The organism is Microvirga guangxiensis (assembly GCF_900102135.1).
Taxonomy (GTDB): domain Bacteria; phylum Pseudomonadota; class Alphaproteobacteria; order Rhizobiales; family Beijerinckiaceae; genus Microvirga; species Microvirga guangxiensis.
In genome coordinates, this window is sequence record NZ_FMVJ01000005.1 from 94,289 (window position 1) to 107,704 (window position 13,416).

A 13,416-nucleotide genomic window follows, 5' to 3' on the forward strand; every position below is an offset into this window, starting at 1 on the left:
TGTACGATGCACCGTGAGCGCATGATCGATGGACGGGTGCTGGATTGCCGGGGCTGCTCCTATAGATAAGTGCGCTGGTGCAGAGCAGGAGCCCCCATGTCCGAACGCGTCATCAAGGACGATCAGCCGCGGGTCTATTTCGATTGCAACAAGTGCCCGGCCTTCTGCTGCTCGATCTATGAGCGCGTGGTGGTCACAAAGCGCGACATCACGCGGCTGGCGAAGCATTTCGGCGTGTCCTTCGAAGAAGCCCGCGAACGCTACACGGCGGATTTCGAGGGCGAGCGCGTGCTGAAAAGGGTGAAGGACAAGATCTTCGAAAAGACCTGCATGTTCCTCGATCAGAAGACGCGCGGCTGCACGATCTATCACGGGCGTCCTGCTGTCTGCCGCTCCTATCCGGGGCGCTCGCGCTGCGCTTATTACGATGTGCTGCGCTTCGAGCGGAGCTCCCAGGGCGACGAGAGCGTGATCCCGCTCATCAAGATCACCTTCCACGAGGTGGAGGAGGAGACCGAGGAATATGCGGACGGACCGGAGCGGGTCTATGAATGGGACGAGAAGTAAAGCCGCGTTCCATTGTTCGCATAACAACCCTGCCTTGCAGGAACATAGGAGGTTTTGGGGCGAAGATCTGATATATAGCCAGCTTGGAAACGCCTTCTCAGGGCCCGGCGGAGCTTGGCCTCAATCATAAGAACGCCAATGGACACCAAGTCGCCTGCCTTCGCCGCCGCTCCGGTTCGTGCCTCCGTCGAGCGGGTGACCATCCCGATCCTGGCCGCGATCAGCGTCTCCCATCTTCTGAACGACCTGATCCAATCCCTGCTGCCGGCGATCTATCCGATCCTGAAAGAGAACTTCCGACTCGATTTCGGCCAGATCGGCCTCCTGACGCTCACCTTCCAGCTCACGGCCTCCCTGCTGCAGCCGCTCGTCGGCACCTTCACGGACAAGAGGCCGCAGCCCTTCTCCCTCGTCATCGGCATGGGCTTCACGCTCATCGGCCTGCTCACCCTCTCGCAGGCGAGCTCTTATCCTCTGCTGCTCCTGGGGGCTGCTCTGGTGGGCATGGGCTCATCCGTCTTCCACCCGGAATCCTCCCGCGTGGCCCGCATGGCCTCCGGCGGACGCCACGGACTTGCGCAATCGGTGTTCCAGGTCGGTGGCAATGCGGGCTCCGCGCTCGGGCCTCTGCTGGCGGCCTTCATCGTCGTGCCTTTTGGGCAGACGAGCATCGCCTGGTTCTCCGTCGTGGCTCTGCTCGCCATGATCATCCTGTTCAATGTGGGACGGTGGTATCGCGCAAAACTCGCCGATCTGAGATCGAAGCCGAAAGCTGCGGCTGCGGTGTCGATCCTGTCGCGAAAGCGCATCGCCGTATCGATCACGATCCTGATGCTGCTCGTGTTTTCCAAGAACTTCTACACAGCGAGCATTTCCAGCTACTTCACCTTCTATCTCATGTCCAAGTTCCAGGTGTCGGTGCAGGATTCGCAGCTCTATCTCTTCGTGTTCCTCGGCGCAGTGGCCGCAGGCACGGTGATCGGCGGTCCCATCGGCGACAGGATCGGACGGCGCTACGTGATCTGGATCTCGATCCTCGGCGTGCTGCCCTTCACCCTCATGCTGCCTTACGCCAACCTGTTCTGGACGGCGGTGCTCAGCGTCGTCATCGGCCTCGTGCTGGCCTCCGCCTTCTCGGCGATCCTGGTCTATGCCACGGAGCTGGTGCCCGGGCGCGTCGGCATGATCGCGGGCCTGTTCTTCGGTCTGTCCTTCGGCATGGGCGGGTTGGGCGCGGCGGTGCTCGGGCAGCTCGCCGACATGACGAGCATCGAGACGGTCTACAAGATCGTGTCGTTCCTGCCTGCCATCGGCTTGCTCACCTATTTCCTGCCGAAGATCGAGAAGACGCGGGCCTGAGGTCAGTCAGAGAGCAAGCGCCGCCTGCCTCGGTTCCAGCGAAGGCGACATGACCAGACCGGCCATGCGCCGCTCGTGCTCCAGCAGCCATTTCTTGCGCCAGAGCTTTCCTCCGTATCCGGTCAGCGATCCGTCCGCGCCGATCACGCGATGGCAGGGGATGATGATGGCGACCTGATTGGCGCCGTTGGCTCGCGCCACGGCACGCGGAGCGTCGGGACGTTCGATGAAGCGGGCGATCTCTCCATAGCTGCGCGTGCTTCCAGCCGGGATCTGCCGCAGGGCCTTCCACACACTCACTTCAAAGGCACTGCCCCGCTGCACGACAGGCACGTCGAAGCCGGGCGATTGACCATCGAAGTAGCGCGCGACCTGACGGGCCAGTTCATCGAGCATCGCATGGCTGCCGAAGCAGATCGGGCCGACATGCGTTGTCAGGCGCTTGATCTCCGTGGGAAGGGCCGTGCGATCCGCAAACTCAAGAAGGTGCACGCCTTCGTTGCTCACGATGGCGAGCATGGCGCCGATGGGCGTATCGAGCCATTGCGCGGTCAGTATGGGCCGACCTGTCGCCCGCGCCGGTGCATCGCCCACGAGCTTGGTGATCGCCTCGCGAAAACCGCTTCCGGATTCATATCCGGAATCCAGTTGCGCATCCATGACGGAACCTCCCTGCTGCAAGCGACTGACGGCAAGCCCCAAGCGCTGGGAGCGTGCATATTGAGCGAAGGTGACGCCGTATTCGCGCTGAAAAGCGCGGCGCACGGTAGAAGGGTCATAGCCCAAAGCCTTCAGATCCCCGGTGGTCCAGCGCCGCTCGGGCTCTGCCTTCAGTTTCTCGCGCAAGGCGTCGAGCGCTCCGCTCGTCGGGCGCCGCCGGTCAAGAGGCTTGCAACGCAGGCAAGGGCGAAAGCCTGCGCTTTGCGCATCCTCGCAAGAGCCGAAGAACACAACATTGTCGCGCTTTGGCTTGCGGGCCGCACAGGTGAGGCGGCAGAAGATGCCTGTCGTCTTCACGCCCACATAAGCAAACCCTTCATAGGAGGGATCGCGGGCGATCAGAGCGGCATAGAGAGTGTCATCATCACGGATCATGATTCTTTCTACCGTAGAACACGAAGCCATGCCGCCGGAAACGAGGCGTCGATTTTTCCCCATATGAATGGAGCGAGCAGAGGAGAGCAAAATCGGAATGCTTCGTTCATTCAGCGGGAGCAGCGGATATCAAGCCTTTGTCCTACCCCTGATGGAGGATGGGGGAGTTCTCTCACCGGATGCTCACCCTTCAACCGAGGCGTGTTCAGTCTCATCCTCACGTATATCCCTCGGATACATTACTCTCGTACCAATCAGGTTATTACCCATTGTAGTAGTAGACTGTAGCACCTCCACGGGTAAGCCTACCTGCCGAAATCCGCCGTCGCGTCTTGCAAGATCGACTGTGTTCTCAACGCGGAAGGATGGTGCGTTCCAACAAGAATAGACCAGGGAACGCTCAAGCGCGTTAGTTTCGGAGCCGGACCTCCTCTCTATGCGAGCTCTCGGTCTTATGCTGGCGCTTATCATCATCGCTCCGGGTCGGATGGATATTCTGACCTGAAGTTCTAGTCTCGTCAGGTGTATCAATCGCTCGCAGCTGTCAGATCAGCCGAGCGGTATCAAGAAAGTGCTGCGGCATCGCATTACGTGCCATGGCGCACAAGGTTCGGCGAACCGTCTCGAGTGGTCGGAGCGTCGCGCAGGAGAAGTGAGATCGGTTGGTCCGCGCATGCAAGCCTCGACTGGTGCTCCACTTGCCGGCCGCTTCAGCACCCATCTTGGAGCACCGTCCCGCTCAGGTGTGTAGCCTATGCGTCGAGGCGCATGGCTATGCAGAGAAACGAGGAGACACATCATGGAAGAAAGGCATCGGGACGCGATAAATTTTCTGCGCCTCCTTCTGGTGATCGGCCTCGTTTTCCTGCACTACGGCAACTTTCCCGGCTCGGTCGCCTCTCCCTTCGACGGGTTCTCCGGCTTCCACAAGGAGCACGCGCTCGCGACTTTCGTGAACATCTATTTCGTTTATCTTTTCTATAGTTCCGTGCCGCTCCTCGGCACGATATCGGGCTACCTGTTCTTCAGGAACTGGAAGCCGGGAATGGATTTCTACTGGAAGCGGATCAAGAGCCGGACGTTCTCGATCCTTCTTCCCATGATCTCCTGGTGCGCAATCGTCCTCGCGGTCTTTTATGTGATCCGGATGTTCTCACCCACATCCGGGTTTCTGGCGCTGATTGACAACTACGATCTGGATAACCTCGGACTTCGTCAACTCGTAAACGCACTTGCCGGCATCACTCGTCGCCCCGTCAATTTCCAGTTCTGGTTTCTGCGGGACCTTTTCCTGACGGTTCTCTGCACTCCTCTCCTGGGTCTCCTCATTCGAAGGATTCCATACATCGGGCTTGCCGCCATCGGACTGGTCTGGCTTTTCAATGTCGATGTGCCGGTCTTTTTCCGAAACGACGTGTTCTTCTTCTTCTATCTCGGCGGGTTGATTCAGGCTCGCGGTTGGAATCTCGATTTCATTCCTCCGCGGGCAGCCGTTGTGGCAATGGTGGTTTATCTGATCGTGGTCGGTCTGAGGACTGTCGCGCCGGCCTTCGTCACCGAGGACACCGCATTCGGCTATGTTGTGTTGGAACCCATGACGCGTTTGATGCGGCTGCTTGGCGTCTATGCCTTCTGGGGGTGCGCGCCGTTCCTGATGCGAACCTTCATCGGAAGACAGATCGTGACCTGGGGCGCGCTTGCATTCTTCCTGCACGCCATTCACTGGCCGCTGAATCATTTCGTCAAGGACGGCCTTGCTGCACTTCTGCCGCCTGAAGGAGATGCCGGTCTGATCATGAACTATTTCGGCACGACGTTCGTGACCATTGCCATATCGTTCGCGGCAGCTTGGCTGCTCAACAAAACTCTTCCGTCGCTCTTTTCACACCTGAGCGGCGGCCGCGAGTTCAACGCGCCGCAACATAGAAACTTGTCTCCGGCAGCAGTTTCCTCACCTCAGAACTCCGTTGCGAGCCCCTGAATGCGAACTCAAGATTTGGCGTCGGTTGCGCTCGACCCAGGCCGAAACGCACCGACGAGCCCTCTTCGGTGAGGCCTTGATTCAGGGTGGGTTGATCGAGGCATCGGAGTCGTGCGGCAGGAACAGATCGCGAAAGGCTCATCCTGCCTGGATTGCTGGGCCTTACTGCCAGGAATAGTTGAAGCTGATGCTGATGCGTTCGCTCTCGGCCTCGTTCAGCGGCACCTCGTGGCGCAGCCAGCTTTCCCAGAGCAGCACCGTTCCGGGCACGGGCTTCATATAGGCGAACTGGCGGTTCTCCGGCTTGGCCTTGGCCTTGCGCGGCGGGGCCGCCATCATGAAGCCGAGGCGCGGATCCTCAAGCTTGAGCGCGCTCGCGCCTTCCGGGATTGTCACGTAATAGGTGCCGCTGATCACCGAATGAGGGTGGATGTGGGACGTATGGATGCCGCCGGGCGGTAGGATGTTGATCCACAGGCTGTCCATCACCAGCTTGCGGCCCTGAAGGTCGAACTCGAGTTCCTTTGCGAAGGCCGCCACATGCTTGTCGAGATCCTTCAGAAGATCGCCGAACACCGGCACGCGCCAGGGCAGGTCGTTCAAGGAGGCATAGGACGTGTAGCCCGGATAGCCGTGCTTCTCGCACCAGCGCTGGCCGGCCTCGTCATCCTCGGCGATGGACAGGCAGGCGGCTTCGAGTTCCGCGTTGCGGCTCTCGGCTTTCGTGCCGGTCATTTCGGCCCGGTAGATCTTGGTGACGAACAGCGTATCGATGCTTGGCATGGTCCGGCTCTCTGACGACAGGGGCTCTTGTCAAATGATTGCCCTTTTGAGGCGCATAGCATCTTTTCTCAAGTCATGCGCCCCCGTGCCTTGCAGGAACCGTGGGGACAACACACCTTGGCCTTATGATGACGGTTTCTCCTTTGGCAGCTCTTCCGGACGACCTCCTGTCCCTCGCCCGCAGCCTCGATGCGGAGACGCTGCCGCGCGTCATCGCCCTGCGGGACTGGCTCGTGACCACGGCCGCCCGCATGGAGGATGCGAATGAGGTCTTGAGCGGATTCCTCTATCGGTTGATCGACCTTGGCATTCCCGTCGACCGGGCCGTCTCCGCCATCGAGGCGTTGCATTCGGAATATGCCGGGATCGGGCGGTTCTGGACCCGGGAGGAGGGGACGATCGTCCGCTATCTGCCCCATGGCGACCGCCGCGAGGCGATCTATCAGGCAAGCCCCTTCGCTCATGTGAACCGCACGGGCGAGTGGCTCTTCCTCGATCTTGCCGAGACGCCCGACGACCTCTTCCCGGTCATTCCCGAGTTGAAGGAAGCGGGATACCGGCATTATCTCACGATCCCGATCCGCTTCACCAACGGCGCGGAGAACGCGATCTCTTTCGCGACGCGCTCGCCTCAGGGATTCGGTTGGCAGGACCTGACGATCCTTCGGCTCGTCATCCCGTCCTTCGCCCTCGTGACCGAACTGCGCGCCACCAGCAACCGTCTCGACGAGGTGCTGCGGATCTATGTGGGCGACGATCCGCACAAGGCCATTCTCTCCGGTGCCATCCAGCGCGGTCAGGTCACGCGCATCCGCTCCGCGATTCTCTTTGCGGATATGCGTGAATATACGCGCATCTCCTCCTCGCTGAGCCCCGAGAGCGCGGTGGAACTGCTGAACAATTATTTCGACTGCCTCGTGCCTCCCATCGAGGATGAAGGCGGCGAGGTGCTGAAGTATCTGGGCGACGGGCTTCTCGCCATCATGCGCGACCGCGGCGACGATACGGGCGGCGCTGCGCAATCCGCCCTGACCGCGGCCACGAAGGCCCTGCGACGCATCGAAGCCGCCAACAGCGAAGGGCGGTTTCCGGTGCGGATCAATGTGGGCTTCGCGCTGCATCACGGCGATGCCGCCTACGGCAATGTGGGCTCGGGCCAGCGCCTCGACTTCACCGTGATCGGCCGGGACGTGAATCTTGCAAGCCGCATCGCCGATCTCAACAAGCGGCTCGGCGAGCCTCTGCTCATGTCCAAGCCTTTCGTGGAGCATCTGTGGGGCAACCCCCACACGCTCGGCGTACACGCCGTCGAAGGCTTTCAGGAAGAGATCGAAGTTTACCGGCCTTGAAGCGCGTCGCGCCCATGCGGCGCGTCGAGATCGAGAATGGGTCCGAGCGGCACGATGCCGGTTGGATTGATGTTCCTGTGGCTCTCGTAATAGTGGCCCTTGATGTGCAGCATGTTCACCGTCTCTGCGATGCCGCCCGTTTGATACACATCGCGTAAGTATCCCGACAGGTTCGGATAATCCTCGATCCGGCGAAGGTTGCATTTGAAGTGGCCCAAATAGACGGGGTCGAACCGCACCAGAGTGGTGAAGAGCCTGATATCCGCTTCGGTCAATGTGCTCCCGCAGAGATAGCGCCGTGAAGCAAGATGCGCATCGAGCGCATCCAGCGTCTCGAACAGCGGATGAATGGCCTCTTCATAGGCATGCTGCGTCGTGGCAAATCCCGCTTTGTAGACGCCATTGTTCACGTTGTCGTAGATGCGCGCATTCCAGGCGTCGATCTCGCCGCGCAGGCTTGGCGGATAGTAGTCACCGGACTTCGCGCCGATGGGGTCGAAGGCCGAGTTGAACATGCGGATGATCTCGGCGGATTCGTTGCTGACGATGGTGCCGTTCGCCTTGTCCCACAGCACCGGCACCGTCACGCGGCCCGTGTAGGAGGAATCCGCCGCCGTGTAGATCTGGTGCAGATATCGCGCGTCATGAATCGGATCGGGGATGACGCCGGGTCCATTCTCGAAGGTCCAGCCGTCCTCCATCATGCGCCAGTGCACGACGGACAGGCCGATCATCTCCTCCAGTCCCTTGAGCTTGCGCAGGATGAGAGTGCGATGCGCCCAGGGGCACGCGAGGGACACATAGAGATGGTAGCGCCCGGCCTCGGCCTTGAACCCTCCCGTACCCGTCGGCCCCGGCGAGCCATCGGCGGTGACCCAGTTCCGGAAGGCAGCGGACTTGCGCACGAAGCGTCCGCCGGTGCTCTTCGTGTCGTACCACTGGTCCTGCCAAACCCCATCCACCAGCAATCCCATCGCATTCCTCCTGCGGCATCGGCCAAGGCTCCGTGAGGGAGAGCAGGCCTTTCGCGTTCCCCCAGGGTATAGGGCGCCGAGCCAGGCTTTCTCCGGCGATGGGCAGACAATATCCCGCGTCGAAGCAGCGGGGCGCCAGTCTCTCCCTCGTCCATGCTGCGGGCGAGGTCGCGCTTCGCTTTATAGGCGGGCCTGGAATCCTCCGGGATTCTCCTTGGTTGATGTGCGCTGCGCATGACCCCACTATGCCTGCCACCCCATGGACTTCTGCTGATGCACGGCTCTGAGAGAACCCAGCCTTCGCCCTCCACCGGGCTTCGCCTTTCCGATGCTCCAGGCATGCCGTCCCTGCACAAGCTCCACAGGCTGGTGCGCCCGATCCTGGTGATCCTGCCCGCGTTGGGGCTGGTCGCGGGGTTCATCGCGCACCTTGCCGGATACGGGCCATGGTCCGGACCGATCTGGGCCGTGGCGACCGTGCCGGTCCTGGCGGCCCTTCTGATCGATATCGTAGCAAGCCTCAGGCGAGGGGATGTAGGGCTCGACATCGTCGCGGCGCTCTCGATGACCGGCGCGCTTGCGTTCGGGGAGCATCTCGCGGCCGTCGTGGTTGCGCTCATGTATGCGGGTGGACAATACCTGGAGAGCTTTGCCGAGCGCCGCGCCAATCGCGAGATGACGGCTCTTCTGTCCCGCGTGCCGCGAACCGCTATCCGCCACCGCAATGGCCGGCTTGAGGAGGTTCCTCTCGACGCCATTGCACCCCAGGATCTGCTGCTGGTTCGCCAGGGCGACGTGGTGCCCGTGGACGGAACGGTCGCCGATGGGGTGGCGGTGCTCGACCAGGCGGCGCTGACCGGGGAGTCGCTTCCCGTGCAACGGGGGGCTGGAGAGCCCGTTCTGAGCGGCGTGACGAATGTCGGCGGCGCTTTCGACCTGAAGGCCACCCATCGCGCCGCGGAGAGCACCTATGCCGGCATCGTTCGCCTGATCGAGGCGGCGCAGCGCTCAAAGGCGCCCATGGCGCGCATGGCCGACCGGTTCGCCATCTGGTTCCTGGCCTTGACCCTTCTGATCGCAGGCGGAGCCTGGCTCTGGAGCGGGGATCCCATACGGGCCCTGGCCGTGTTGGTGATCGCGACGCCGTGCCCGCTCATCCTCGCGGTGCCGGTCGCCATCGTCTCGGGCGTGTCGCGCGCGGCCAAGGCCGGTGTGCTGGTGAAGGGCGGCAAGGCGCTGGAGACGCTGGCCCGGGTGCGGGCCCTTGTCATCGACAAGACCGGCACCCTCACGCACGGGCAGGCCGAGGTGGTCGAGGTCCGGCCGCTCGCCGACCTGCCTCCCGATGAGGTCCTTCAACTCGCCGCGTCGCTGGATCAAGCCTCCAAGCACGTCATCGCCCATGCCCTTGTCCGGGAGGCGGAAGCGCGCAGCCTCGGTCTTTTCGTGCCCACGAATGTCGAGGAGGTCCCGGGTGAGGGGGTGGAGGGATGCGTCGAGGGGCGCCGGGTGGCGGTTGGCGGCATCCACTTTGTCGCCGCGCGCGCTCCAGGCGCCGGAGCAGCCTTTGCCAAAGGGGACCACCCGATGGGAGCGGTCTTGGTCGCGGTGGCTGTCGACGGGCGCGCGGCCGGACTTCTGGTCCTCGCCGACCGTCTGCGCTCGGGGACGGAGGACCTGATCCAGAACCTTCGGCAAGCGGGAATCGGGCGGATCGTCCTGGCGACGGGAGACCGCCGGGAGGTTGCCGACGAGGTCACGGCGGAACTCGGCCTCGATGCCGTCCACGCGGATCTGACGCCTGACCGGAAGATCGCCATCGTTCAGGCAGAACGGCGGCATGGGCCGGTAATGATGATCGGGGATGGGGTGAACGACGCTCCGGCCCTTGCCGCCGCCGACCTCGGAGTCGCCATGGGCGCCAAGGGAGCAGCGGCTTCCGCCGAGGCGGCCGACGTCGTGCTGCTCGTCGACCAGCTCGACAAGATCCTCGGAGCAGTCCAGACCGCACGCCGGTCGCGGCGGATCGCCCTCCAGAGCGTCTATGCCGGGATCGGCCTGTCCGTGGTGGGAATGATCGTGGCGGCGTTGGGGTATCTGACCCCCGTGGAGGGCGCCCTGATCCAAGAAGCCATCGACGTCGCAGTGATCCTCAATGCCCTAAGGGCGCTACGGGGATGAAACGCCCAGGACAGGGGAGGTAGGCCGTCACCGACGGTTCGTGCGATCTCACCCCATGTTCCGGATGCTCGCTCCCCGTTTTGGCCCAACGGAAGCAAACAGGCGTGAATTGGGCCAGAGAAGAGGGGTGACGAACGCCTCTCCCTCGGCTAGATGATGTCAAGCCTTCCCTGAAGGGCCTGTAGCTCAATGGTTAGAGCCGGCCGCTCATAACGGTCTGGTTGCAGGTTCGAGTCCTGCCGGGCCCACCATCTTACTTTTAAATATTTGATTTTTATTGCGGTTTGACATCCGCGGTTTTGGCTTTGTGCTCACGGGAGCCATGGCCTGTTGGGCCAAAAGGATCTGCCCAGCCTCCTTCGTGTAGCGCTCCACTTCGTCCAAGCTCTTGTGATTGGTGTCATGGGCTTATCGCGCCCTGGCGGCTGAATGTTCCATGAGCCTGATGAGTGCTGTGGGCAGAAGCAGGGCGTTCCCTGATACGCTTGGGCTTTTGCGCAGGACCAGCCCGTTTAGATCCGGCATGGCTGACGCTGGTAAACGTCATGATCATCAGAACGCAGAGGTGGACTGCGAACAGCACAGCCTCCTTATTAGGATGGTCCAAATGCTCCTACTATGGTCGCTCGGTGAAACCTGAAGTTCGGAGACATGGGCGGCAGCCGCGCTGGATAGGCCTCATTCTCCCTTTCCTCACGAGCAAGGGTCGAGAATGCTCCACGCGATTCCGCGAAAGGCCGTTTATTGAGCCGGAAGCGGCTACTATCCTTTCAGGAGGCGCTGGTTGATCCACTCCTGGGCGGCGTCCAGATCAGCAAAAGCGGGGTGGTCGATCCCATCCAATCGGCCAAAGCCTGCTTCCAGATACCACTGCCCCGGTGCCACCTCGTTCTCGTCTGAGATGTGCACCAGCACCGCCACCAGCCGCTGCTGCTCATCGAGGACCATCATGCCTTCCTCGTCAAAGCCGGTCGCAACGCCGATGGGCTGAAGAGTGAGCGTCATGCGGCGGCCTGATTGTTCTCCAAGTGCAGATAGGCGGGGTCGAACTCGCCCGCCTCCTTCAACCTGTCCCAGTCGGGAATGTTCAACCGGTCCCCCTTCAGCTTGATCAGGCCGTCGGCCCGAAGCTGCTGCAGGACACGATTGACGTGAACCGTCGTGACGCCGAGGGCATCGGCAAACTCGCTCTGGGTAATCGGCAAGTCGCAGGTATGGTCCTCCGCCAAACCCACCACTCTGAGGCGCACCAACAGCTCGCACAGCATATGAGCCATCCGGTTATAGCCTTCCCGGCGTCCGACATTGGTCACCCATTCCCGGAAGATAGCCCCCTCAACCAGGGTCTCGCGCCAGAAAGCGGCTGCGATGCGCGGATAACGGGTGCAGATGTCACGCAGGGCTTCATGGGTGATGAACCCAACCTGACACGGGGTGAGGGTGGTGAGGCTGATGTCGAGGACCTTCAGGTGCAGGCTCTGCAAATCCGGAATGTCACCGGCAATGCCGAAGGCGACGATCTGGCGCTTGCCGCCTGCAGTGATTTTGTAGGTCGCGGTAAAGCCGCTCAGGATCAGGCATGACCGGGAGGGGCAGTCGCCCTCCCGCACGATATCCTGATCGTCCTTGATCACGGCAACCTGCATCGGCAGGTTCTCAAGCGCCTGGCGCTCGTCCTCGGTAAGCTTGAAGATGCTCTCCAGCTTGCGGATCATCGGATTGTATCGGTGGAAAGAAGTGTGCATGTAACACTCCTCCTGTTGCAGGCGGGAGCGCACGTCTCTCTCAGGTATCAGCGCCAAGGTTCGATTGCTGATAATAATTTTCTTGTATCACATAAATCTATGCCTTGATATGATTTATGTGATGCGAGGCTTTAAACTTCGCATTCAGGTCTATAAGTCTAAATTCATCTTTGTTATTCAAGGAAGAACAATGCCTCGGTTCTACTTCGATGTGCGTGAAGGAGCGAGGTTCATCCCTGATGAGGAGGGGCTTGAGTTCGACGGTCTCGATGCTGCCGAGCACGAGGCGGCCTGCACGGCGGCTGAGATCGGGCGGGACCGGCTGCCAACAGGTGACGCTCGTGAGATCACTGTCGAGGTCAGGAACGAACACCGTCAGAGGGTGCTGACCATCACGGTGTCGATGCAAGTTGACCGGGTGGAACCTCCGCCGCAGCCCCCACGCACGTGAGACAATCGTTCGCGAGTTTCCGATAAGCAGAGGCTATAGAACTCAGCTTGGGTGCTCAATTCGGAAGATTTCTGGCTGCACCTTTCCAGTCCTCAACAGATGTTGCGCCGCATATGCCACAGACAGGAATCGTCGAGCGCATCATGCCCCTGCAGCGCATCCGGAACCATCCACATCATTGGGGCTTGGCGGGGCTTAGATTGCTCAGGCTCGCGCCCATTCGGTCCGGTCATGGCTCTCGATGAACAGGCCCGTTGCTTGTCCGGCCTCATTCACGATCGGCCTGTAGACGAAGTCGGTGATGTGCTCCTCCAGCGGGGCTCCTCTTCGCGACTGAAACAGGATCGGCATCATCAGCCCGAGAAACGACTTTCTGGTTTGAAAGACCTGATCCAGCAACTGGAGGTACCCCTGATCCTTCAATTCCGGAAACGCCTCATGAGCCGGTAGTCCCAGAAATCCTCCGCGGCCGGCCGCCTTGAAGAAAGCTTCGTTCGCGGCGCCGATCTTCATGTCGGGGCCATGCAGCACAACCCTGCATGTCTGCTGACCGGGAAGCGACAGGGCGCTCACATCCGGGGAGTACAGGAGAGCCTCTCGGGCGCTGACGATGTCCTGCGTGATGATGAGGGGAGGGATGTCGCCGGTGAAGGAAGGCTGCCGGTGCGCATCCAGGGTCTCTATGGCGGCGCGGGCGGTTTTGCGGAACTTGGCCTTGAGCAGATCGGGCTCACGCTCCCATCCTCGTGCGCATTCCTGAGCTTGGTACAAGGCATGGGCTACGGCTTCAATCGCATCCTCGGGCACAGGCTCTCTCCCGCCAGAATTCAACCTGAGCATCGTATACCAGCCCTATATCCTGCGAGAAGATGTTCTGAATGATAGTAAGACGAAAAGGACCGACAGAGTCGAAGCGATGCAGCGCAGTTGC

Annotated in this window: 12 protein-coding genes and 1 tRNA gene; 7 read left to right on the forward strand and 6 right to left on the reverse strand. The window is 61.3% G+C overall.

Annotated features, from left to right (window positions below; translation table 11 throughout):
* Window positions 1-96 precede the first annotated feature (96 nt).
* Entirely contained in the window at window positions 97-567 is a 471-nt protein-coding gene (locus tag BLP10_RS09320; RefSeq protein ID WP_091133677.1) for a YkgJ family cysteine cluster protein, read from the forward strand.
* Window positions 568-705: 138 nt separating this feature from the next.
* Window positions 706-1,926 carry an MFS transporter gene (locus BLP10_RS09325; RefSeq protein WP_091133679.1) on the forward strand — a complete coding sequence of 407 codons (1,221 nt, stop codon included), beginning with the start codon at window positions 706-708 and terminating at the stop codon, window positions 1,924-1,926.
* A gap of 6 nt (window positions 1,927-1,932) precedes the next feature.
* Here the strand turns inward: BLP10_RS09325 and BLP10_RS09330 are convergent, their stop codons facing one another.
* Window positions 1,933-3,021, reverse strand: coding sequence for a bifunctional transcriptional activator/DNA repair enzyme AdaA (locus BLP10_RS09330; protein WP_091133681.1), 1,089 nt, complete (start codon window positions 3,019-3,021; stop codon window positions 1,933-1,935).
* A gap of 799 nt (window positions 3,022-3,820) precedes the next feature.
* Here BLP10_RS09330 and BLP10_RS09335 point away from each other — a divergent pair.
* Window positions 3,821-5,002: an acyltransferase family protein gene (locus tag BLP10_RS09335; protein ID WP_175493853.1), complete on the forward strand. Its 1,182-nt coding sequence runs from the start codon at window positions 3,821-3,823 to the stop codon at window positions 5,000-5,002.
* A gap of 162 nt (window positions 5,003-5,164) precedes the next feature.
* Here the strand turns inward: BLP10_RS09335 and BLP10_RS09340 are convergent, their stop codons facing one another.
* On the reverse strand, window positions 5,165-5,785 hold the full coding sequence (locus tag BLP10_RS09340) for a TIGR02466 family protein (protein ID WP_091133685.1): 621 nt from the start codon (window positions 5,783-5,785) through the stop codon (window positions 5,165-5,167).
* A 167-nt stretch (window positions 5,786-5,952) separates the two neighbouring features.
* Here BLP10_RS09340 and BLP10_RS09345 point away from each other — a divergent pair, with 167 nt between their 5' ends.
* Complete coding sequence (locus BLP10_RS09345) at window positions 5,953-7,134, forward strand: adenylate/guanylate cyclase domain-containing protein (RefSeq protein ID WP_244510482.1); 1,182 nt, start codon at window positions 5,953-5,955, stop codon at window positions 7,132-7,134.
* Here the strand turns inward: BLP10_RS09345 and BLP10_RS09350 are convergent.
* Window positions 7,122-8,108, reverse strand: coding sequence for a glutathione S-transferase family protein (locus BLP10_RS09350; protein ID WP_091133689.1), 987 nt, complete (start codon window positions 8,106-8,108; stop codon window positions 7,122-7,124). The two genes, BLP10_RS09345 and BLP10_RS09350, sit on opposite strands and share 13 nt — an antisense overlap.
* A gap of 339 nt (window positions 8,109-8,447) precedes the next feature.
* On the opposite strand from BLP10_RS09350, the gene BLP10_RS09355 reads away from it, so the two are divergent.
* Together BLP10_RS09355 and BLP10_RS09360 are read left to right on the forward strand one after the other, a co-directional pair.
* Complete coding sequence (locus BLP10_RS09355) at window positions 8,448-10,289, forward strand: heavy metal translocating P-type ATPase (RefSeq protein ID WP_091133691.1); 1,842 nt, start codon at window positions 8,448-8,450, stop codon at window positions 10,287-10,289.
* A gap of 175 nt (window positions 10,290-10,464) precedes the next feature.
* A tRNA-Ile gene (locus BLP10_RS09360) sits at window positions 10,465-10,540 on the forward strand.
* Window positions 10,541-11,051: 511 nt separating this feature from the next.
* Here the strand turns inward: BLP10_RS09360 and BLP10_RS09365 are convergent.
* Both BLP10_RS09365 and BLP10_RS09370 read right to left on the reverse strand, forming a co-directional pair.
* The gene (locus tag BLP10_RS09365) at window positions 11,052-11,294 is read right to left on the reverse strand and encodes a hypothetical protein (RefSeq protein ID WP_091133693.1); all 243 of its coding nucleotides are present in this window, start codon (window positions 11,292-11,294) and stop codon (window positions 11,052-11,054) included.
* Window positions 11,291-12,034, reverse strand: coding sequence for a Crp/Fnr family transcriptional regulator (locus tag BLP10_RS09370; RefSeq protein WP_091133695.1), 744 nt, complete (start codon window positions 12,032-12,034; stop codon window positions 11,291-11,293). The genes BLP10_RS09365 and BLP10_RS09370 overlap by 4 nt, the downstream gene beginning before the upstream one ends.
* Window positions 12,035-12,224: 190 nt before the next feature.
* On the opposite strand from BLP10_RS09370, the gene BLP10_RS09375 reads away from it, so the two are divergent.
* The gene (locus tag BLP10_RS09375) at window positions 12,225-12,485 is read left to right on the forward strand and encodes a DUF6894 family protein (RefSeq protein ID WP_139165457.1); all 261 of its coding nucleotides are present in this window, start codon (window positions 12,225-12,227) and stop codon (window positions 12,483-12,485) included.
* Between the two features lie 204 nt (window positions 12,486-12,689).
* On the opposite strand, the gene BLP10_RS09380 is transcribed toward BLP10_RS09375, so the two are convergent.
* Complete coding sequence (locus BLP10_RS09380; protein ID WP_175493854.1) at window positions 12,690-13,292, reverse strand: PAS domain-containing protein; 603 nt, start codon at window positions 13,290-13,292, stop codon at window positions 12,690-12,692.
* Window positions 13,293-13,416: the final 124 nt, after the last annotated feature.